The following is a 19,701-nucleotide window of genomic DNA, read 5'->3' on the forward strand; positions in this document are numbered from 1 at the left end:
TTGTTTTTTATTAAATTTAATAAAAATAAATTAGAGTTATTATGGAAGGATTACTTATTGATTGGCAACAAATGCCGACCTATAATACCGTTATGGCAGTTGCAACAGGTGCTGCTTTGCTGTCTTTAGCTGCGATGGGAAAGAGTTTACTTCACAATACTACCGTAAACCCCAAAGGTTGGGCGATGAATTTATTCGCCTTGGCGTTGATTTTAATCACTACGGGTTTGCATATGACCGTTACTTGGCCACTGGCAAAGTATTTCCCCTTTGACAATATTATATTTGGCGAACCGTGCTTAGTACTAGGTGCCATGTTATTGCCTATTGCTTTTTACCTGTGGCAAAATGAAAAAGATATTATTGAAAGTGACCACCGTGTACAATTGATTGCCGCCAATTTCAGGCATTTTAAATACTTGATGATTGGAATTGGATTGGGGATGATTGGAATTGCATTTGCAGGGGTTATTTACCAGTTGTTTGCAGCACCAAAAGAAGAACCAATTTCGGGTATGTTTGCTGATTATCCTATGTTTGAAGCAGTTTGCGTTTCCCTAGTTTATGCGGGTATTGGGGTAGCAGCTATTCTTACCCCAACTATTTTAGAACATCTAATACAGGGAAAATACAAAACGAGCATGGTTAAATTCGGTTATTTTCTTTTTGTACTCGTGGGCTGGGTTTGGTTGCTGTTTGGAGCATTGAATTATTTTACCCATGTGGGCTTAATTGTTAATACGATGGAATAATGGAAAGAGTAAAACAACCACAGTATCCTGTCAATTTTTCGCATGTGGGGATTACCGTACCTAATTTGGAAAAAGCACTAGTTTTTTATCTGGAAGTCATGGGATGGTATCACGTATCAGGTCCTATTGTAGTGAAAGAAGACGGTCACAGTAGGTTAACAGAAATCGGAAAATTGTTGTATGGCGAAGGATGGAAAGAATTTCGATTTGCCCATTTGAGCTCTGCCGATGGCATTGGTTGTGAGCTTTTTGAGTTTGCAACCAATACCGATTCACAATCTGTCAATACACCGTTTCGCACGGGCATCTTTCACTTTTGTGTACAAAATCCTAATATAGAGGATTTAGTAGAACGCATAGAAGCCCATGGCGGGCAACGCATGTGTAGTATTATTGAATTAGATCCAGGAAATAAACCGTATAAGATGGTGTATGTCAAAGATCCCTTTGGCAATATGATCGAAATTTATACCCATTCCTATGAAAGACACAATTTAGGGTAGGCGACAATGTAAAAGTAGTATTACTCTTGTGAGTATAGGGATTGCCATTGGGCGAAACGCTCTTGTATAATGGGAAAAAGCAAATCGTAATTAGACCAAGTGTTTTCTACGCGATACAGTTGGTTGTGATCTAAGTATTCCTCGTTTATACTAATATCGAATACCTGTGCATAATCGCTAAAATAATCTTGGAATTTTGTAGCAAACACAGTCTCGTCATCGTAATAATCGCGAATAAAAGCATTGCCTTTTTCGTTAAGGTCTTCTTCCATTAATTTTCCATCACAATGAGTCAATAAAAAAGATGTCCCAGTTAAGGAACGGTTCTTTACTGCTTGTACTTCATCTGCTAACTCTTCGCTTAATTCTTGTGCAAAAAAGTCGTTTTGAATACACCAAGTGAGAAGCATACCTATATGGGTAGCCCCATGTTCTGGAGGTAAATCCGCTGGGAAATCACCTTCGTAATGCCAAGAAGCGTCGTCGTATTTTGTCATAGTGTATAAGGGTTAACTAAGGTGGTTTTCGTTTTTTTCATCGGTTGCATCTGTTTTTTCTGTAGCAGAATCCTGCATTTTCTTCGCTTTTACTCTTTTTTCTTCTCGATTAAATGCTGCGTTGGTCTTCATCCTTGATTCAACTATTTGTTTGGATCTATGTGCTTTCGTGTTAGGGCCGAAAAAACACTAGGATAAATATAGGGAAAAGTTTGATAGGAGTAGAAAATAATAAATCTAAGGGATTGAAAGGGAATCGTGTTGATTGTTTTATATTTGACGTTTACTTTATATAAAATTATGAAAAAAGTATACCAGTATTACCCTCATATTTTGGCATTTCTCGGTTTTATTCTGATTGCCCTACTGTATTTTTCTCCAGTGCTACAAGGAAAGAAATTGTATCAATCGGACATTGTCCAATATATGGGAATGGCAAAAGCTCAAACGGATTTTAAAGCTGAAACAGGTGAGGAGCTATACTGGACGGATCATGCTTTTTTGGGAATGCCAACCTATCAGTTGGGCGCTCATTATCCGTATAATTACATCAAAAAGTTAGATCAGGCGATACGCTTTTTACCGCGACCAGCAGATTATTTATTTTTGTATTTTCTCTCTTTTTACATTTTGTTGATCACGTTGAGAATTCATCCATTAAAAGCCTTTTTTGGTGCTTTGGCCTTTGGATTCTCTACGTATTTGATTATTATTTTTGGCGCAGGACACAATGCAAAAGCCCATGCGATTGCCTATATGCCTTTGGTTGTGGCTGGAGTGCTCTTGGTGTTTCGAAAGCGCTATGTCATAGGGGCGTTAGTAACCACATTAGCAGTGGCTTTGGAAATACAAGCCAACCACTTTCAAATGACGTATTACCTCTTGTTTTTGCTTGCTTTTTTTGGGGTCTATTACTCCATAAAAGCGATACGTGCAAAAACGTACAACCACTTGTTCTTGTCTTGGGGAATTCTCTTGGGATCTGCAATAGTAGCGCTGGGGGTCAATGCAACGAGTTTACTAGCAACTGCGGAATTTTCAACCTTTAGTATTCGCCATAAAAGTGAGTTAACCATGCAACCTGATGGATCAGCAAAGCAAACAACTTCGGCAATGGATTACGACTATATTACAGAATATAGCTACGGGATTGCCGAAAGTTTAAATCTTATTTTTCCGCGTTTGTTTGGCGGAGGAATGTCTGAGAATGTAGGAATCGATTCTCCTGTATATCAATATGTAATTAACCAAGGAGCCTCTACGGAAGAAGCTCAGAAATTTGCATCTAATGTACCGTTATATTGGGGAGATCAACCCATTGTTGAAGCTCCTGCTTACCTCGGTGCTATTGTATTTTTCTTGGCCGTTTTTTGCCTCTTTGCGGATCGTCGAAAGATAAAGTATGTTTTTTTGGCGGGTATAGTTTTAACGTTGTTGTTATCTTGGGGTAAAAATTTGACTGGATTAACGAGCTTCTTTATCCACTACATCCCTTTATACGATAAATTTAGAGCGGTATCCTCCATACAAGTGATTGTAGAGCTGTGCATGCCAATTTTGGCGATTATGGGACTGCAAACGTTTTTTAAACTGGAAGCAAATGATCAAAAGAAATACCTGTTTCAAACAGGCCTTCTCTTTTTTGGTATGGTTGGTTTACTTTGGTTGGGGAAAGATGCCTTCAGTTTTACGTCTTATCGCGATCAATTTTATGCCCAAACAGACCAAGGACGTGTCTTTTTGAGCGTATTGATCAAGCAAAGACAAGAGGTGTATACTGCAGATTTACTGCGTTCTTCTCTATTTGTAGGACTCGTAATTGGCGCGTTGTTTTTAGCGCATAAAAAGTATGTGTCGACCATTATGGCTACAGTACTCGTTGGTGGACTCATGGTTGCAGATCTAGTGCTGATTGATAAGAGGTACGTCAACAACGATAATTTTGTTGCGGCTTATATGATGGAGGTGCCTTTTCAAAAAAGTCCTGCAGATGAGTATATCCTACAAGATAAGAGCCATTATCGCGTGTATCATCCACAAGGACGTTTACAAGCCAAAACCAATTATTTTCACAAGTCTGTAGGAGGATACAGTGCGGTTCGACCACAAAAAGCAGATGAAGTTTTTATTTATCAGGTAGAACCTCAGCTCAATACATTAATCGACCACATCAACCAAACAGCAATGACCTTAGAAAAAAGTCTGCCCGTATTGGATATGTTGAACGTCAAATACCTTTTACTTCAAACCCAAGATAATCAGGATATTCCCCTTTTAAATACCAGTGCGAACGGACCTGCTTGGTTTGTGGAGTCAATGCAAATGGTTCATTCCCCAAATGAAGAAATGAAAGCGTTGGCTTCTTTGCAAGCGAAAAAAGAAGCTATAGTCAACGCGGTTAAATTCCCAGAATTAGCAGCAAAATCTTCTTTTGCCGTAGATGCTATGGCAACGATTGTACTAGAGAACTATCAACCTAATTACTTAGAGTATACCACACAAAATAATCAAGATGGATTTGCCGTGTTTTCAGAGGTGTTTTACAACAAGGGGTGGAATGCTTATATTGACAATCAACTCGTTCCCCATTATGAAGTGAATTATTTGTTGCGCGGATTGCCAATTCCCCCAGGAAAACATAGAGTTGAATTTAAGTTTGAACCTCAAGTGATTCAAATAGGTAGTAGAATCACTATCGCTAGTTTTGTTCTGCTGTTTTTGTTCCTTGGTGGTGGTTTTTATTGGAATAAACGAAAAAAACAGAAGAAAGAAGCACAAGAGTGGTAAAAATGATGTAATGATTGACATATTGAGTAGGAAATGCATGAAGAAATAAATGATTTTGAGGACGCTGTGAAAAAAGCGCTCAGGATATTTTTTAAATTGTACTATATCATATAATCAGTACGCCTATGTTAATTTTCAATCCTTCAGGATTATTGGTGCCTGACCATATTATTGTTTCAACAATACAAGAATTTGAACAGGAATTTGTTTCAAATATCTCAACCGTAAAAAGAAGAGCTTTGTTTCATTCGTTTGTTAAATATAATGAAGACTTTAAAAAAGTTTGTAAATTAAAGGAATTGCATCAGTGGATGGATGGGGCTTGTGTCCCTAAAAAAGAAAATCCAGTAGATTTTGATTTAGTGACGTTTTTAGATGTGGACATTAGTCGCGTTTAGGGACTACATTGAACGCCTTTACTTACCCTAATTCTGAATGGATCTACGGTGTTAGATGCTTATATTGTTGAAGTCTATCCAGAAGACCATAAAGAGCGGTTTAGGTATTTAAGTGATAAAGCATACTGGATTGATCGATTCACAAAAACAAGACGTATTCAGGGAAATAGATTAGCTAAAGGTTTTTTAGAAATCAGGTATTAAATTTGACAATATAGATGAGGTTAGATTCTATAGTATCTTAGATCTTATTGAGGAAATCGATAAAGTAGATCAGATGATTGAATTACATCGCAATTCATCGTCAACTGTAATGATCAATCAATATCAGCATCAAAAATTGAAATTGAGCAATTGCTTGGTTCAAGAACTACTCCTCCAGAATGAGAATCGATTGAAAGTAATGTATATCATTAAACTTTTTATTGAAAAATTTTATAAGATGAGATTCAAAATCATCAGTTTAAAGCAGATGACGATTTAAAAAAGATAGCGGATGTTTTTATCTAACATCAACACTAAAATATAAAAGAGCTATTGTGGAATGACAATAGCTCTTTTATGTTGGTTAATTTGTGTTTAACTAGTTGTAATTAAGTGTCTTACTTCTATTGTGTTTCTTGTATTTTCGAGATTAAAATACGTTGTTTTAAAAAAATAGCATTATTTTACTATTTGATAAGTAAAGGTTTTTTTCATTCGTTTTAAATGAGGTATATTGAATATATTGTTTATTTTAAGTTAAATTTATAACTTTAATAAGTTAGTTTAACTTTTAAACCCCTTATTTAAAATGAAGAAACTGTATCTGTTTTTTGTTTTTTGCTTGGTGTCTGTGTTATATGGACAACAAGTAAAACCGCCTACGTTTTCAAACGGTAGTGGCTTTTATGACCAAGGATTTTCCTTGCAACTTCATCATGAAAATCCCAATGTCACGGTGGTTTATACCTTGGATGGCTCTGAACCGTCCATAGGTAATATACAAGGTAAAGTGTATGATTATAAAACAAGGTATCCACAATATGGCGGTCAATTGCCTTTTGAACTGCATCAGGATACGTTGTATTCCTATGTCTATCAATCGCCAATCTCGATTTACGATCGAACGATTGATTCTAATCGAATTGCCAATATTTCAACTACGTATGAATATGATCAGTATTTTCCAACTACACGACTAGACAAGAGTTTTGTGGTTCGGGCAAAGGCATATTTAGATGCAGATCACTATTCTGAAACGGTTACTAAGGTTTATTTTGTTGATAAGCAGTATTCATTTCCTGTGGTCAATATCAATGTGGATGACGATTTGCTATTTGGCTATCAAAATGGATTATGGGTAGCGGGAAAGACATTTGATGAATGGCGTTTAGCGCATCCTACGGTTGATGATTATGAAACAACAGTGCCTGCGAATTATTGGGCCAAAGGATCTGAGTCAGAAGTGCCCGTTAATTTTATTTATTTAGAAGGTGGAATAGAAAAAATTAATCAAACTGTGGGAATACGCAACCACGGTAATGGATCGCGTTTTTTTAAAAATCGCTCGTATCGTTTATATGCCAAGAATGCTTATGGAGAAAAACAAATGGCGCATTCCTTCTTTCAAAACTACCCCTATGATTCTTTTAAGCGAATTATCGTTAGGAATTCGGGCAATGATACCTATCGAACGATGTTTCGCGATGCCTTTATTCAAAAACTCAATGAGCATTTGCATGTCAATACACAAAAGTACCAGCCTGTCATTACCTTCGTAAATGGGGAATACTACGGCTTGATGAATCTTAGAGAGCGCTATGATGAAAAGTATTTTGAACGCGTGTACAACATCAAAGAGAGTGACCTTGATTTTTTAGAAAATGATGCTGTTGTAGAAGTAGGTGATGATGTGAAATATAAGGCTGTTGTATCATTTTTTAAAACAGAAGATTTAAGTAATAGCACGAAATACAAGGAAGCACTGACCTATATTGATGAGGTGAATTTTACGGATTATCAGATCGCTGAGATATTTGCTGCTAATTTTGATTGGCCTCATAATAACAATGTGTATTTCAGAAAAAGAGTCAATTATACGCCTCAAGCACCCTATGGACATGATGGAAGATTCCGTTGGGTGTTGAAAGATTTAGATGCGGGGTTCAATGGTATTGATGAATGGATTGCTAATTCATATAACCACAATACGCTGGCATCAGCGATTGCCAGTGACGATCAGATATTGAATGGACTTTTAGCCAATACGACCTACAAGCATTATTTTTTAAATCGATTTGCAGATTTAATGAATACGTCCTATAAAACACAACATATGGTTGATCTGATTGATGAGATGCAAGAAAATATACGGGAAGAAATGCCGCGCTATATTGAGCGTTGGCATTTACTACAGTCCATGAATGAATGGGATAATCGCCTTAATCAATTGAAAGAATTCGCTCAATTGCGTCCTGCGTTTCAGTATCAACAATTACGCACCCAATTTAATTTGAGTGGGAATTATCAACTTACGGCTCAAACAAACGATAAGAATAGAGGATTTGTCAAAGTAAATACGATTGAAATCAACAATAGTACTGTCGGTATTAGCGAAGAGTACGAAAGTTGGAAAGGACAGTATTTTAAAGGAGTTCCCATTACATTAGAAGCCATTGCTTTACCAGGTTATAGGTTTTTACATTGGGTAGGTGATCGATGGTCAACGCAACAAAAACTGATCGTAACTCCACATGCTAATTTTAAGATTAAAGCCATTTTTATACCTGATGTTGGAGCAGGGGATAGCGATCGAGTATCTTTTATACTTTATCCAAATCCAACAACTGATGTGTTGAATGTTACGTCTAGTTCAGATCTTCCTATTTCCTATCGTATTTTTGATTTCTTTGGACAACAAATACAAACGGGGACATTGACAGATCAACGAATTGAGGTCAATCATTTGCGCAAGGGAATGTACTTGCTCGAACTCAACCAGAACAATCAAAAAGTAATTAAGCGCTTTATTAAGAAATAAGAACAAAAAGCTTCTCTTACAACCCGAAGAGAAGCTTTTTTTGTATGTTTATTTTTGAATTAAATCTTATCCAAACACGCCGTTGATGTAATTCTTAGTCATTTCGTGTTTAGGGTTTTCAAAGATATCCTGTGTCAAGCCACTTTCTTTTACTTCTCCCAAATACATAAAGTAGGTGTGATCAGCAATACGTTGGGCTTGTTGCATATTGTGTGTTACAATGGCAATGGTGTATTTTTCTTTTAAATGAAGGATTAGTTCCTCAATTTTAATGGTACTGACAGGATCCAAAGCAGAACAAGGTTCATCCATGAGGATCACTTCTGGACGAAGGGCAACCGCTCTAGCGATACAAAGGCGTTGTTGTTGTCCTCCAGATAAGCGGTGTGCAGGCATCTTCAAGTCATCTTTCACCTCATCCCACAAGAAGGCTTCCGTTAACGCTTTTTCAATGACGCTTTTGTCATGGGGTAGGTTGTTTATTTTTAACCCATAAGCAATATTGTCGTAAATGCTTTTTGGAAAGGGATTTGCCTTTTGAAAAACCATACCAATGCGCTTTCTAATTTCGGTTACGGGAATATTTTTGGCATAGATATCTTGATCTTCTAATTTGATAGAACCTTGAATTTTGGCATAGGGAACCAAGTCGTGCATGCGGTTAAAGCTTCGCAATAACGTACTTTTTCCACAACCCGAGGGGCCGATTAAGGCTGTAATTTTATTTTCTTCAAATTGTACACTTACATTTTTTAAAACCTGTTTGCTTCCAAAGCTAATATTTAGGTTGTCAGCAGCTAATTTAGTTTTCATTTTTTCTGAATTTATAACGGATATAAAAGGCGCTTAAGTTTAAGACAAACACCACCATGATAAGTACTAAAGCCGTTCCATAGGCGATGGGTCTTACTTCATCAATGGATTGATGCTGTGTGGATAACATGTATAAGTGATAGGGGAGTGCCATAAACTCTTGGTTGATGTATCCATTGGTATCACTGATATAAAAGGCAGCTCCTGTAAATAGGATAGGAGCAGTTTCTCCTGCAGCTCTGGATAAGGTTAGTACAACACCTGTCAGAATTCCCGGAACAGCAGAAGGAATCACAACGTCTTTGATGGTTTCAAATTTTGTTGCGCCTACAGCTAAAGCGGCTTCTCTCGTACTATTGGGAATTTGCATTAATGCTTCTTCTGTAGTTGTAATGATATAGGGCAAAGAGAGTAAACCTAGAGTTAAACCGGCGGCTAATAAAGATGTCCCTAATTGAAGGGTTTGTACGAATAAAGCCAAACCGAATAATCCATAGATAATCGAGGGAACACCTGATAAATTTCGAATTGCCGCGCGAATTGTACGGGTTAGCCAGTTGTTTTCTGCGTATTCATTTAAGTAAATCGCACAACATACGCCAAAGGGAATACTGAATAAAGCAGTGATAAGCGTAATTAATACGGTTCCAATAATGGGGGTTAGAATTCCGCCTTTGGTCATCCCTTCACTAGGAACGCTCGAAATAAACTCCCACGACAGACTTCCGGCTCCTTTGGTTACGATCTCTAGGATGATAACGATAAGGAAAAAGCACACAATCAGTGTAGTTCCTACTAGCGTACCCCATTCAACAAGGGAGGATAATTTCAATTTATTAAGCTGCATGGTATTTTCTTAATCGGTTGATAAAATATTCACCTACTAGGTTGGCAATTAGGGTCATAAAGAATAACACAGTGGCTAGTGCGTATAATCCGTAGTAGTGTGTGGTTTGATAGGGAACTTCTCCCATTTCAATGGCAATTGTTGCCGTCATGGTTTTTACAGAGTCGAAGAAGCCTTTGGGAATTAGCGCTGCATTTCCTGTGGCCATTAATACGGTCATGGTTTCACCGATGGCTCGGCCGACACCAAGCATAATAGCGGATATAATACCAGGAGCAGCAGCGGGAAGGATAACTTTGCGCAAGGTTTGCCATTTGGTAGCACCTACGCCATAGCTAGCTTCTTTGTATGTTTTTGGCACGGCATGTATGGCGTCTTCTGCAATGGTAATAATGGTTGGCAAGGCCATAATAGCCAATAAAATAGCCCCATTCAGTGCATTTAAACCATTGGGTAAACCTGCCATATCAGCTAAACCAGGGCTAACCACTACAATTCCCAAAAAACCAATCACCACAGACGGAACTGCCGCTAGCATTTCAATGGCGGGTTTGAGGATGTTTTTTAATCGCGTGCCCGCATATTCAGAGATAAAAGCCGCTGTGCCTATACCCAACGGAATGGCTATCAGCATGGCGCCAAAGGTCACAAGTGTAGTACTTAAAATTAAAGGTAACATCCCGTATAATGGGGTTTTAGCTGTCGGATTCCACTCCATACCCGTGATGAAATCAAGGGGTTTCACATCCATGAAAAAGGAAAATGAATTGTAAATTAACAAGGCTAAAATTCCACCCAATAAACAAAGGACCAATAGACCCGTCGCTTTGAAGATATATTTAAAAGCAATATCTAAACTAATTCTAACTTTATATTTCATTTTATGGTTGTTCTATGATGTAATACCCGTGCTCTTTAATCAGCTGTTTGCCCGTCTCACTGTTTTCAAAATCAATAAACGGTTTTACTTTCTCCCACGAATCTTCTAGGATAAACTGATAAAGCGGACGTTGAAAATAGTATAAGCTGTTGTTGATCGCGTGTGCATCTATAGGAGAATACGCCTGAGAAGTAGGGGTTTCTTTGATACTCAGAATTTTTACCGTGGGATTGGTTGCTGTTTCATGGGAGATATAACCCGCACCAACGTAGCCAATTCCTGATTTGTCGGTTTTTATCCCCTCTAATATTTGGGCATTTCCCGTCATTTCTTTTGCCGCGTTTGAAAATTCAATTTTGAGTTTCTTCTTGATGAAGGAATGTGTTCCCGAACTACTCTGACGCCCATAAATATTAATTGGTAAGTCAACCGAAGTAAGCTGATTCCAGTTGGTGATTTCTCCTTCCATTATTTTGGCAAGGGTTTCCAAATCAATCGTGTCTATAGGAAGGTCTTTGTGTACCACAAATGCCGTTGCATCTTCAGCAAAGATTACCGTTCTCACTTTGATGTTGTGTTGTTCGAATTGCTCAATCTCCTTTTCCGATAAAGGACGAGATGAGTTGGCAATATCCGCTTGACCGTTTAATAAGGAGGTAATCCCAATTCCAGATCCTCCACCTGATATAGCAATACTAAAATTAGCATCTACATCGGTGTATTTTTCTGCTAAGTTTACCGCGAGGTTTACCTCTGTATCGGACCCTTTCATCTTGATGGAATGGTTTTGATCACCACAAGAAAATAGCAGGAAAGTCGTTAGTATAAGTAGACTTTTTTGTGTCTGAATGTATAGCTGTTTCATTGGCACAAAAAACATCGTTTATTTTAATGTAAAGGTTACTCTAATGTTATCAATAGGTTAAGGATAAAGGGAGGTAAATTGAATGTAATTCCGCATCAAACTGTTAGGTATGTGCATGTTTACAAGGAGTTATGTAGGAAAACAGTCAAAAAAAGGAACTAAATATTCCCGCTGTATGTTGTTGGTTACCCTTAGGGGGAGGTATCAGCGCAATTAATGGAAATGGCGTTGTTGTTCGGACCAAAACCTTTAGTGGTTGGTGAGGCTTGCGAACAGGGAGAGATGAAAGACTAGGCTTTCTTAGCGTCAAATTGCTGTTTAATTTCCTTGAGAAGCGCCTTGCGTTTGGCTACTGCCTCTTGTTCTTTTTGCTTCTTTTTGGCAATTTTATCTTTGACTATTTTGCGATTCGCTGGGGTATTTCTACTCATTAGGGGTGAATTTAGAAGTATAGAACTACAAAATTAGGAATAAATAAGGATAGCCTCCTAGTTGAACATAAAAAAAGAGAGGGGATAGGAGATAAGCAATACATGGAAAGCGTATCACTTGCCTTTCCCCTTTGTCTTTCGGATGAATATATTCCTTATATAGATGGAAATGACTATTCCTAACTAGAGATACAAATGCCACAATTTTTGGTGGTAATATGTATGCTAAAAGGAATAACCAAAACGCTGTTAACTCCGCTGAAAAGAAGGAGTGAAACGCGCGCTTAGTGCGTCAACTCCACCCATCCGCTATAGTGTTCCCCATGTGAGGTGATAAATTGATAAAAATACGTTGCCGAAGGCAGTATAGTTCCACTATTTGACTGTCCCGCCCACTGATTGGTATAGTGGTTATTCTCGTATACTTTTCGCCCATGTCGATTATAAATCTGAATGTCAACCTCACCAAAGGTGTGAATATCAAAAAAGTCATTTTTCCCATCACCGTTAGGAGAAATCCCCTTGGGAATAAAACAAAAGTCTTGAATATCTTCGAATTCAATACTGGCGGTCGAATAACAACCATTTTCATCTAATGCAACCACTTCAATATGCGTAGTCTTCGGATGCAGTAAATTAGCATAGGAGGAAAGTCCAAGGGTAGCAGCGCTATCATCTATGAGCTGGTCGTTGATGTACCAGGTGTATGTCAGCTGTTGGTCTTCAGAAAATGAAAACGCCTCTATGACCAATTGGTTATCCTTACAGTAGTAGTCTAAGGCAATATCCACTAATGGAAGCACCTTTATTTCTACCGAATAAGGCTTTAAACAAGGGTTTTCTATCGTTGGATGAAACGTATAGGTCGTTGTTTCTTGTGTATTGATCGCAGGTGTCCACGTGCCTTCCACTCCGTCTGTGGACATGGATGGTAAAGAAAAGTCAGATCCTTTGCAAACAGAGGTTTCCATATCAAATTGAAGTTCTACGGTAGGAGGGATAATTTCAACTGTCATTGTTGTTGGTTTAAATCTAGGATCTTGAGGTGTAAAAGTATAGGTCGTTGTTTGTTGATTGTTGACTTGGGGAGACCACGTACCAGTGTATCCTTCTTTGGAGGTGTCGGGTAGTGTGAAATCGGTATTGCTACAATAAGGACCTAGGGGATCAAAAGAGGGCGTTAAGTTTATGATGGAGAAATCGTCGAAGACGTAGTAAGCATCAGTATGAAGCGTTGAAATATCTCGAGTTTCGTAGGTGGTATCCTTTGTGCCAAAAAAGTTACCCAGAATAAAATATTTGATACCAGAAGTTGGAGCTGTATATTCAAATTCCAATAGCGTCCACTTTTCCTCTTCATTAACCCTCAAGACTTCGTTAAAGTTGAAGTCTGGAGATAGGTTGACCTTGCTTTGTGTAGCTTGATAATAGGGTTGTTCTAAAAAGGCAATTCCTATATTGTTTGAGAAGTATTTACATCTATTACCCACTGCGGCATAAAACTGAACGAGATAGGTGGCCCCTTGAATCATAGGTTCCTTTAGTTCACCCTGCACGTACTCTTTGTATTCTAGGGGAGGGTCTCTATCAGGCATTTCCTCGGTGTATAAAACGAGTCCCACCATTGCATCTCCAGTTCTCGGTAGGAATTGCGCAGGGTTAAAAGACTCAAGCGGATACATGGAACAGTTGTGATTTAAACTCATGTGGTGGATGTCTGATGTAGAGTTTGTCGGGTTTCTCCAATGCTTTATAGCCGCATTAAAACGCTCACTCGAGGAATATAAGGTACAGGATAAACTGTCTAAAATTACATCCTCAAAACTCGGATTGAGGACTAAGTTTTCTTGTCCATAACTAAGCGGACTAAACGATAGGAAAGAAAAGAAGCTTGCAAAGAGCAAGGTAATAAATTGAATATTGTTTTTCATTTGGTTGTATTTTTTAGCTTTATGTTGGGGAGACAAAAATTAAAATATACAATACAACCACGATCAGGTTGTATATGGATCAATAAGATCGCGCTGATTGCAATAAAACAGTCAACGGAAAAGGCGCAGGCTGCATATACACCAACATTTTAGTAGGAGAGACATCTACTACAATTGCTTATGACCAAAGCCAAATGAGTTTGACTTCTCTGGTATAGAAAACTGCTAAGGGAGACGGTATTATTTTTGTTTTGGAGACTTTGTAAGGGCGTGCCGTTGATTTTGTATAGTCACCCCAAAGGCGATATCAAACAAGGTTTGCCTCTATACAACAAGGTTTTGTAGAAAAATCGAGATACGTTGTATTTTTCTTAAAACTGCTGGGTCAAATATAAATAAAAAGGAATAAAACAGCTTGTTTTTTTTAAAAAAAATAAACAATAATCCTGTCGATTGACAAGGGTAGCCCCTGTAAAAAGTAGCCCCCAGCTTTCATCTATAGACGAAGAAGTGTATTGGATGATGCAGTAGACAACAAGTTAAGAGTAGAGGATGGAGTTGATGCGCTCCAATCCCATGTACGAATACTTGTTCCGTTGTCTACTCCAAGTGGATAAAGTAGCGAATGGGGGAGGTAAAGATAACTCCCCAATTCAAGTAGTTCTATTAATAAATTACGCTTGAAATTACGCTTGCTTTGCATGAGTAATCCCCCATTGATTCATATTGGCGCGATCAAAGTCTTGTTTGTATCGATCGGGAATTTTTCCTAGCAGCAAAGCACCAACCTCTACAGAAGGGAATATCTCTTCATAGGTCAACATATCGTTCAAAGCCACCCGTCTATAAATATGGCTGCGCGTAATGTTTTTCATATCATCTAATCCAGAGGCACCTAATAGTTCCACAAAGCTCTCAATTGTTCCTTTATGGTAATTAGCCATTCGTATTTTTTTGTCTGCAATATCCAAGCCTATAGTAAGCTTAGGATCTTGGGTTGCGATACCCGTTGGGCATCGGTTGGTATTACACAGAAGCGCTTGAATACAACCCACGGCAATCATCATCGCTCGAGCGGCATTACAAGTATCAGCACCCAAAGCCATGGCTCGGGCAATATGAAAAGAAGAAGTTACTTTTCCAGAGGCGATTAGTTTGATGTGTTGACGAATTCCCATTCCAGTTAATATATTGTGCACAAAGGCCAATCCATCTAACATAGGAGCACCCATATAGTTAGAAAACTCCTGAGGAGCAGCCCCTGTTCCGCCTTCACCACCATCTACGGTAATAAAATCAGGATACGTATCCAAGTGAACCATTGCCTTACAAATGGATATAAATTCAGCTTTATGGCCGATACACAGTTTAAATCCTATAGGTTTACCTTCCGAAAGCGCTCTTAATTTTCCAATAAACTCGACTAATTCCAACGGTGAATTAAAAGCAGAGTGATATGGAGGAGAAGCAACAATCGTATGTGGTTTTACGTGTCTGATTTGAGCGATTTCCACGGTGTTTTTTGAGGCAGGAAGTATTCCACCGTGCCCAGGTTTGGCGCCTTGTGAAATTTTCAATTCAATCATCTTAATGCTTGGCAATTTCGCTTTCTCCGCAAATAATTGAGGATCAAAAGCGCCGTGTTCATCTCTACAACCAAAGTATCCCGTACCAATTTGCCAAATTAAATCCCCTCCATTTTTTAAGTGATAGGGGCTTATTCCCCCTTCTCCTGTATTATGGGCAAAATTCCCCAATTTTGCACCGCCATTCATAGCTTCCACCGCCTGTGCACTTAAGGAACCAAAACTCATGGCTGAAATATTGAGGATGCTAGCAGAATAGGGCTGTTTACAATCTTTGTTGCCAAAGAGTACCCGAGGATTGTGGTCTAAGGTATCAAATGCTTTGGGGGCGATCGAATGACACATCCATTCATATCCTTCAGCATAAACGTCTAATTGAGTGCCAAAGGGAATCGTTTCCAATTCTTTTTTTGCGCGTTGATATATAGTGGCGCGGTCAATACGGCTGATTGGCTTACCGTCCGTGTCTGATTCAATAAAGTATTGATACATTTTGGGACGAAGTTCTTCCATTACATAGCGAAGTCGACCAAAAAGAGGGTATATCCGTCTCAGTGTATGCTTCTTTTGATACATGTCTTGATACCCCATACCTACAAAAAAGAGTGTAATGACGAAGAAAATACTCCAGTTTTTATTTAAAAATACAGCGAGTAGAAGCAGTGCAATCAAAAGTAAGGTCGAAAAAATAACGAATTGTTTACGCATAGTGTAGCTAGTTTTAAGGTTCGTTTCGATTATATAATAGAAGATATGAATTAGGATGTAAATGCATCCAAATCAATAAAAAAATCAATTATTTAACCCTAAATTTACATATTAAAAATTAATAATAAAATATTATTTCCTATTTGTCGTAGCGGGAGTAAGACCCTATGGGGGGAACTTCTTTAGGAAGTTTTTCTTTGCCAAAGTAGTTTAGGGATTTCAATTTCCAACTAGGGGAGATAAAAAAAACCGATAACGAAAGTTATCGGTTTTCTTTGGGGAGAAAGAGGGTTAGCCTCTTTTATGCCGTATGCTTTATAAATAGGGATGTTCACTTTTTGGAATTGGGGTGAGCACCTTATTCGGAAAGTTTTATACTATGATTGGAGTCGTTTTTTAGATTCTTTTTAAAGGTAATACTTTTTACTTCTTAAAATAAATAATTTTCCTATATAGCATATTAATATAATTATTTTTAGGAAAACTTATTTTCTACACAATTTATATTTTATACAGTACTATCCCGCCATATATTCAAGAGCCGCGTTTTTAATAATTACAATTCTTACATCTTGTATATATGTCATTCTTATATCATCTAACCCAGCATCATAAATTTCACCAATATTTTTAAATTTAGTTTTTAAACGATTAGCTATGTTTTTTGAAATTTTTAGATTATCAATACTGTGACTTCGTAAAATCTTGTATAAAGATTCCTCTTCTTTAATTTCTATCTTGTTTCCACATTTTGGACAAAATTTGAAGGTATCATCTTTTGTTTTAAAATCGCAATTAGTGTTAGAGCATTCAATATAAATAACATCACTTATATTTGATATAAGTTCTTTTATACTAGAAGTGGATTCTGAATATGATTGATTATTCTCAATTGCAATTGAGGTGTTTTTCAATTCACTAATATCTTTAATAATTAGGTCTGTAAACAGAAGACTAGGATTAATTGTCACGTAGTAAGAATGCTTATGATGACCAACACTTTTTTTGCTATAATCAATATTTATTATATTAGAATATGATAGGACAGAAAAAACTTTTTCTAATTTATCAAATGCATCTGTTGTTATATAAAATCCAATGGATAGTTTAGACTTATTTTTTCTTTGTTTATCATTCCACAATCTTAAATTTGGTAATATTGTTTGTTTAATAAATGTTTCTGCTTCTACTATATATTTTTCGAATTTCACTAATCTATGTTTTAATGTTTCAAATTCTTTCCATTTAGTATTAAAAACACTTCGAACAGAATTAATTAAAATTTGAGAAGAAACAGAGTTACCTTTAAATGCCTTGTTATTTTCTAATTCATCTACAATGTGAAAAGCGAACCTAGGATTACCATTACTACAAACACATAATGTTCTTAAAACATCTTGATTTGAATTCAATTTGTTCCAGTAATTATTATCATATTCTTTCAAACGAATTTTTATAATATTCTCAATATATTTTACATCGTTGTCATCTAAAGGAGACCATTGAACTTTTAACTCTTTTGCATCTTGACCTCTTTCAAAATATTTTCCATAATTAGTTATACCAGGATAAACAGCAGCTTTACAAGCAATTTTAGGATCTCTTAATGTTTTGAAAAATGTAAAAAACTTTTCTTGTTGTGAATAAGAAAATACATGTGCTGCTTCATCAAATAAAAAAATGATTCTTGTTAAATTATAATCATCAATTATTTCTAATAAAAAATCCTTAAATGATTGTGGATTATCTAAAATTCTTGAAAGTTCCTCTGATGGGGAATGCTTACTTAATAACACATTACTTTCTATATCTCCTTTTTCAAGAATATTAATATAATTGTTCAGAATTGAAATATATTTATCAAAATTATCTGAAATAGGAATATCAAAAATTGCTGAGAGTTTTCTATTCAACTCATCAATTGTTTTTGGTTTTATTTGAATTAATTTATTTAAAGTTTCATACAATATTTTTCCCATTGTCCATTGTAAAAAAGGATCAATTGACTTTGTTAGTATTGATATTCTTTCAATACGTATAGATTCTTCAAAACTTACCCATACAGGTAAAATTGAGTTTTTTCCAAAATCATTTTGTGATTTAATCATTGATGCTTTCATCAACATAGTTTTACCTACACCTCTACTTCCTTCAAGTAAATATTGTTCAGTATCTAAAAGCCTTGCAATTTTTGAATTATCCCTGTCTACAAAATATTTATTAATTAAAGTGTCATCTAAACTCTCAGTTCTATCTAATATGTAATTACCTAATGAATCAGTCATTTTTAAGTGCTTTTGTTTTTTTTACAATTTTTATAATTTCCGAGTTAGAAAAGTCATTAAATCTTAATACATACATTAGAAAAAAAGCTCCTAAGGTATATTCTAATATAGTTTTAAATTTTGAAAATAACGCGTGGTCGTATTCAATTTTCAACTCATTAATTCTTGTTAAAGTTAAATATCTACCATGAACAATATCACATAATTTCGCATAAGTTTTATTTAAATATATACTACATGAATCAGTTTCTTTTTCTTTTGTTGTTATTTCTTGATAAAATGTCTTAATGTACTTGGTTTTAAAAAAATGATATTCGTTAATAAGTGTAGACACATATTTATCAGCTTTAAAATCAAAATCTTTATATAATTTATATTCTATTGGATGATCTTTATAAAATATTGTACTACAAGAAATTTCTAAAATATTTCGAAGACCTGAAGCCGCAAGCCTATAATGCCCTTGCATAGCTGTAGATATTACAGAAATAACATCTGAAACAATTTCATTCATTAATGGTTTCAATTCTTCATTCTCGAATATTATTTTTTCTTGTATGTATAATGTTGAATTTATCAAATTTAAAACATCAGTTAAATCATTTTCCTCTAATGTGTTTGTATGAATTTTATTCTGAGCTTCTAAAATTTGATTGAAAGTAATTTTTGTAAATGACATTAATATTATGTGTTTAATTGGTTAATAATACACCTAACATTTTAAGGTTGGGATGAATTTAGTGATGGAGATTGAAGCGAAATTTAGGACAGAAGTCAGTGTAATTGGCTTTTGTAAGGTATAAAATTAAACTTCAATCATTTTGAAAAACCATGTCAACTGATGCTTATTATTTTTTACCTTGATTTAAAAAGAATTCTAAGCTAATATCACTTTTACTTATTTTGTAGTAAGGTTTATATTTGGAATATTGTTTATAAGATTTGTAAGGTTTATATTTCTTGTAAGATTTAAAAGGTTCATATTTTGCATATACTGGTAACGACTTCTTATTAAAACCATTTTTTTTACCATTTAAATTTCTTACAATACCATCTTCATACCAACCTAAATGTTTTCCATTGAAGCCATAAATAGTGGAATTATCTGATAAGTATGCAACAGGAGTTCCATTCCAAAGATAAATAGTTTTATCATCATTGTGGACAATATATGCTTGCGGAGTTCCATCAACATTAAATAATGTTTCTTCCATAGTTTATATATTAAGAAAAGTCTAAAGTTACAAATTCACCATAAGTCGAAACAATCTTCATTAAGTCTAATGTAGATTTAACTTGGGCATTTCTTATTGTTAAATTGTAGGCTTCCCTATTTTAGGACACCTCTAAATTCGACAAATAATTCTTATTATGTTCAGATTTGATGAAGAATTTA

The 19,701-nt window shown here is 36.0% G+C and carries 17 protein-coding genes; 6 read left to right on the forward strand and 11 right to left on the reverse strand.

Annotated elements, in window-relative coordinates:
* Positions 1–41: 41 nt before the first annotated feature.
* Together HX062_RS08055 and HX062_RS08060 are read left to right on the forward strand one after the other, a co-directional pair.
* Positions 42–752, forward strand: coding sequence for a DUF981 family protein (locus HX062_RS08055; protein WP_286467058.1), 711 nt, complete (start codon positions 42–44; stop codon positions 750–752).
* Positions 752–1,255 (forward strand): VOC family protein, encoded by a 504-nt coding sequence (locus HX062_RS08060; RefSeq protein WP_286467060.1) that lies wholly within the window; start codon positions 752–754, stop codon positions 1,253–1,255. The genes HX062_RS08055 and HX062_RS08060 overlap by 1 nt, the downstream gene beginning before the upstream one ends.
* 20 nt (positions 1,256–1,275) lie before the next feature.
* Here the strand turns inward: HX062_RS08060 and HX062_RS08065 are convergent, their stop codons facing one another.
* Positions 1,276–1,752 (reverse strand): DUF7832 domain-containing protein, encoded by a 477-nt coding sequence (locus HX062_RS08065; RefSeq protein WP_286467061.1) that lies wholly within the window; start codon positions 1,750–1,752, stop codon positions 1,276–1,278.
* A 300-nt stretch (positions 1,753–2,052) separates the two neighbouring features.
* Here HX062_RS08065 and HX062_RS08070 point away from each other — a divergent pair, with 300 nt between their 5' ends.
* The 4 genes from HX062_RS08070 to HX062_RS08085 all read left to right on the forward strand — a co-directional run bounded on the left by HX062_RS08070 (position 2,053) and on the right by HX062_RS08085 (position 7,959).
* Positions 2,053–4,539 carry a YfhO family protein gene (locus tag HX062_RS08070; RefSeq protein WP_286467063.1) on the forward strand — a complete coding sequence of 829 codons (2,487 nt, stop codon included), beginning with the start codon at positions 2,053–2,055 and terminating at the stop codon, positions 4,537–4,539.
* Positions 4,540–4,664: 125 nt separating this feature from the next.
* Complete coding sequence (locus HX062_RS08075) at positions 4,665–4,937, forward strand: DUF6932 family protein (RefSeq protein ID WP_286467064.1); 273 nt, start codon at positions 4,665–4,667, stop codon at positions 4,935–4,937.
* A 277-nt stretch (positions 4,938–5,214) separates the two neighbouring features.
* The gene (locus HX062_RS08080) at positions 5,215–5,421 is read left to right on the forward strand and encodes a hypothetical protein (protein ID WP_286467065.1); all 207 of its coding nucleotides are present in this window, start codon (positions 5,215–5,217) and stop codon (positions 5,419–5,421) included.
* Positions 5,422–5,730: 309 nt separating this feature from the next.
* Positions 5,731–7,959: a CotH kinase family protein gene (locus tag HX062_RS08085; protein WP_286467066.1), complete on the forward strand. Its 2,229-nt coding sequence runs from the start codon at positions 5,731–5,733 to the stop codon at positions 7,957–7,959.
* A 66-nt stretch (positions 7,960–8,025) separates the two neighbouring features.
* Here the strand turns inward: HX062_RS08085 and pstB are convergent, their stop codons facing one another.
* From pstB to HX062_RS08135, 10 genes are all read right to left on the reverse strand, one after another.
* Positions 8,026–8,772, reverse strand: coding sequence for a phosphate ABC transporter ATP-binding protein PstB (gene pstB / locus HX062_RS08090; RefSeq protein ID WP_182628169.1), 747 nt, complete (start codon positions 8,770–8,772; stop codon positions 8,026–8,028).
* On the reverse strand, positions 8,762–9,619 hold the full coding sequence (gene pstA / locus HX062_RS08095; protein ID WP_182628170.1) for a phosphate ABC transporter permease PstA: 858 nt from the start codon (positions 9,617–9,619) through the stop codon (positions 8,762–8,764). The genes pstB and pstA overlap by 11 nt, the downstream gene beginning before the upstream one ends.
* On the reverse strand, positions 9,609–10,499 hold the full coding sequence (pstC, locus tag HX062_RS08100; RefSeq protein WP_182628171.1) for a phosphate ABC transporter permease subunit PstC: 891 nt from the start codon (positions 10,497–10,499) through the stop codon (positions 9,609–9,611). Before pstC ends, pstA begins: the two co-directional genes overlap by 11 nt.
* 1 nt (position 10,500) lies before the next feature.
* A complete protein-coding gene (locus tag HX062_RS08105) occupies positions 10,501–11,271 on the reverse strand; it encodes a substrate-binding domain-containing protein (protein WP_255492452.1) in 771 nt (256 codons plus the stop codon).
* 383 nt (positions 11,272–11,654) lie between these two features.
* Positions 11,655–11,795, reverse strand: coding sequence for a hypothetical protein (locus HX062_RS08110; RefSeq protein ID WP_182628173.1), 141 nt, complete (start codon positions 11,793–11,795; stop codon positions 11,655–11,657).
* 284 nt (positions 11,796–12,079) lie between these two features.
* Positions 12,080–13,726, reverse strand: coding sequence for a T9SS type B sorting domain-containing protein (locus HX062_RS08115; RefSeq protein WP_182628174.1), 1,647 nt, complete (start codon positions 13,724–13,726; stop codon positions 12,080–12,082).
* Positions 13,727–14,412: 686 nt separating this feature from the next.
* Positions 14,413–16,020: an FMN-binding glutamate synthase family protein gene (locus tag HX062_RS08120; RefSeq protein ID WP_286467069.1), complete on the reverse strand. Its 1,608-nt coding sequence runs from the start codon at positions 16,018–16,020 to the stop codon at positions 14,413–14,415.
* A gap of 518 nt (positions 16,021–16,538) precedes the next feature.
* The gene (locus HX062_RS08125) at positions 16,539–18,305 is read right to left on the reverse strand and encodes an ORC-CDC6 family AAA ATPase (RefSeq protein WP_286467070.1); all 1,767 of its coding nucleotides are present in this window, start codon (positions 18,303–18,305) and stop codon (positions 16,539–16,541) included.
* Positions 18,298–18,984, reverse strand: a complete 687-nt coding sequence (locus tag HX062_RS08130; protein ID WP_286428073.1) for a hypothetical protein — start codon at positions 18,982–18,984, stop codon at positions 18,298–18,300. The genes HX062_RS08125 and HX062_RS08130 overlap by 8 nt, the downstream gene beginning before the upstream one ends.
* A 169-nt stretch (positions 18,985–19,153) precedes the next feature.
* The gene (locus HX062_RS08135) at positions 19,154–19,519 is read right to left on the reverse strand and encodes a 4-fold beta flower protein (protein ID WP_286467071.1); all 366 of its coding nucleotides are present in this window, start codon (positions 19,517–19,519) and stop codon (positions 19,154–19,156) included.
* Between the last annotated feature and the right edge of the window lie 182 nt (positions 19,520–19,701).

Source organism: Myroides sp. DF42-4-2, assembly GCF_030326445.1.
Classification (GTDB): domain Bacteria; phylum Bacteroidota; class Bacteroidia; order Flavobacteriales; family Flavobacteriaceae; genus Flavobacterium.

Excerpts from the sequence above, each read along its gene's own strand:
- HX062_RS08075 (WP_286467064.1), top strand. The coding sequence starts at position 4,665 with ATGTTAATTTTCAATCCTTCAGGATTATTGGTGCCTGACCATATTATT.
- HX062_RS08130 (WP_286428073.1), bottom strand. The coding sequence starts at position 18,984 with ATGTCATTTACAAAAATTACTTTCAATCAAATTTTAGAAGCTCAGAAT.
- HX062_RS08125 (WP_286467070.1), bottom strand. The coding sequence starts at position 18,305 with ATGACTGATTCATTAGGTAATTACATATTAGATAGAACTGAGAGTTTA.
- HX062_RS08135 (WP_286467071.1), bottom strand. The coding sequence starts at position 19,519 with ATGGAAGAAACATTATTTAATGTTGATGGAACTCCGCAAGCATATATT.
- HX062_RS08065 (WP_286467061.1), bottom strand. The coding sequence starts at position 1,752 with ATGACAAAATACGACGACGCTTCTTGGCATTACGAAGGTGATTTCCCA.
- HX062_RS08055 (WP_286467058.1), top strand. The coding sequence starts at position 42 with ATGGAAGGATTACTTATTGATTGGCAACAAATGCCGACCTATAATACC.
- HX062_RS08085 (WP_286467066.1), top strand. The coding sequence starts at position 5,731 with ATGAAGAAACTGTATCTGTTTTTTGTTTTTTGCTTGGTGTCTGTGTTA.
- HX062_RS08080 (WP_286467065.1), top strand. The coding sequence starts at position 5,215 with ATGATTGAATTACATCGCAATTCATCGTCAACTGTAATGATCAATCAA.
- pstC (WP_182628171.1), bottom strand. The coding sequence starts at position 10,499 with ATGAAATATAAAGTTAGAATTAGTTTAGATATTGCTTTTAAATATATC.
- pstB (WP_182628169.1), bottom strand. The coding sequence starts at position 8,772 with ATGAAAACTAAATTAGCTGCTGACAACCTAAATATTAGCTTTGGAAGC.
- HX062_RS08105 (WP_255492452.1), bottom strand. The coding sequence starts at position 11,271 with ATGAAAGGGTCCGATACAGAGGTAAACCTCGCGGTAAACTTAGCAGAA.
- HX062_RS08120 (WP_286467069.1), bottom strand. The coding sequence starts at position 16,020 with ATGCGTAAACAATTCGTTATTTTTTCGACCTTACTTTTGATTGCACTG.
- HX062_RS08115 (WP_182628174.1), bottom strand. The coding sequence starts at position 13,726 with ATGAAAAACAATATTCAATTTATTACCTTGCTCTTTGCAAGCTTCTTT.
- HX062_RS08060 (WP_286467060.1), top strand. The coding sequence starts at position 752 with ATGGAAAGAGTAAAACAACCACAGTATCCTGTCAATTTTTCGCATGTG.
- pstA (WP_182628170.1), bottom strand. The coding sequence starts at position 9,619 with ATGCAGCTTAATAAATTGAAATTATCCTCCCTTGTTGAATGGGGTACG.
- HX062_RS08070 (WP_286467063.1), top strand. The coding sequence starts at position 2,053 with ATGAAAAAAGTATACCAGTATTACCCTCATATTTTGGCATTTCTCGGT.
- HX062_RS08110 (WP_182628173.1), bottom strand. The coding sequence starts at position 11,795 with ATGAGTAGAAATACCCCAGCGAATCGCAAAATAGTCAAAGATAAAATT.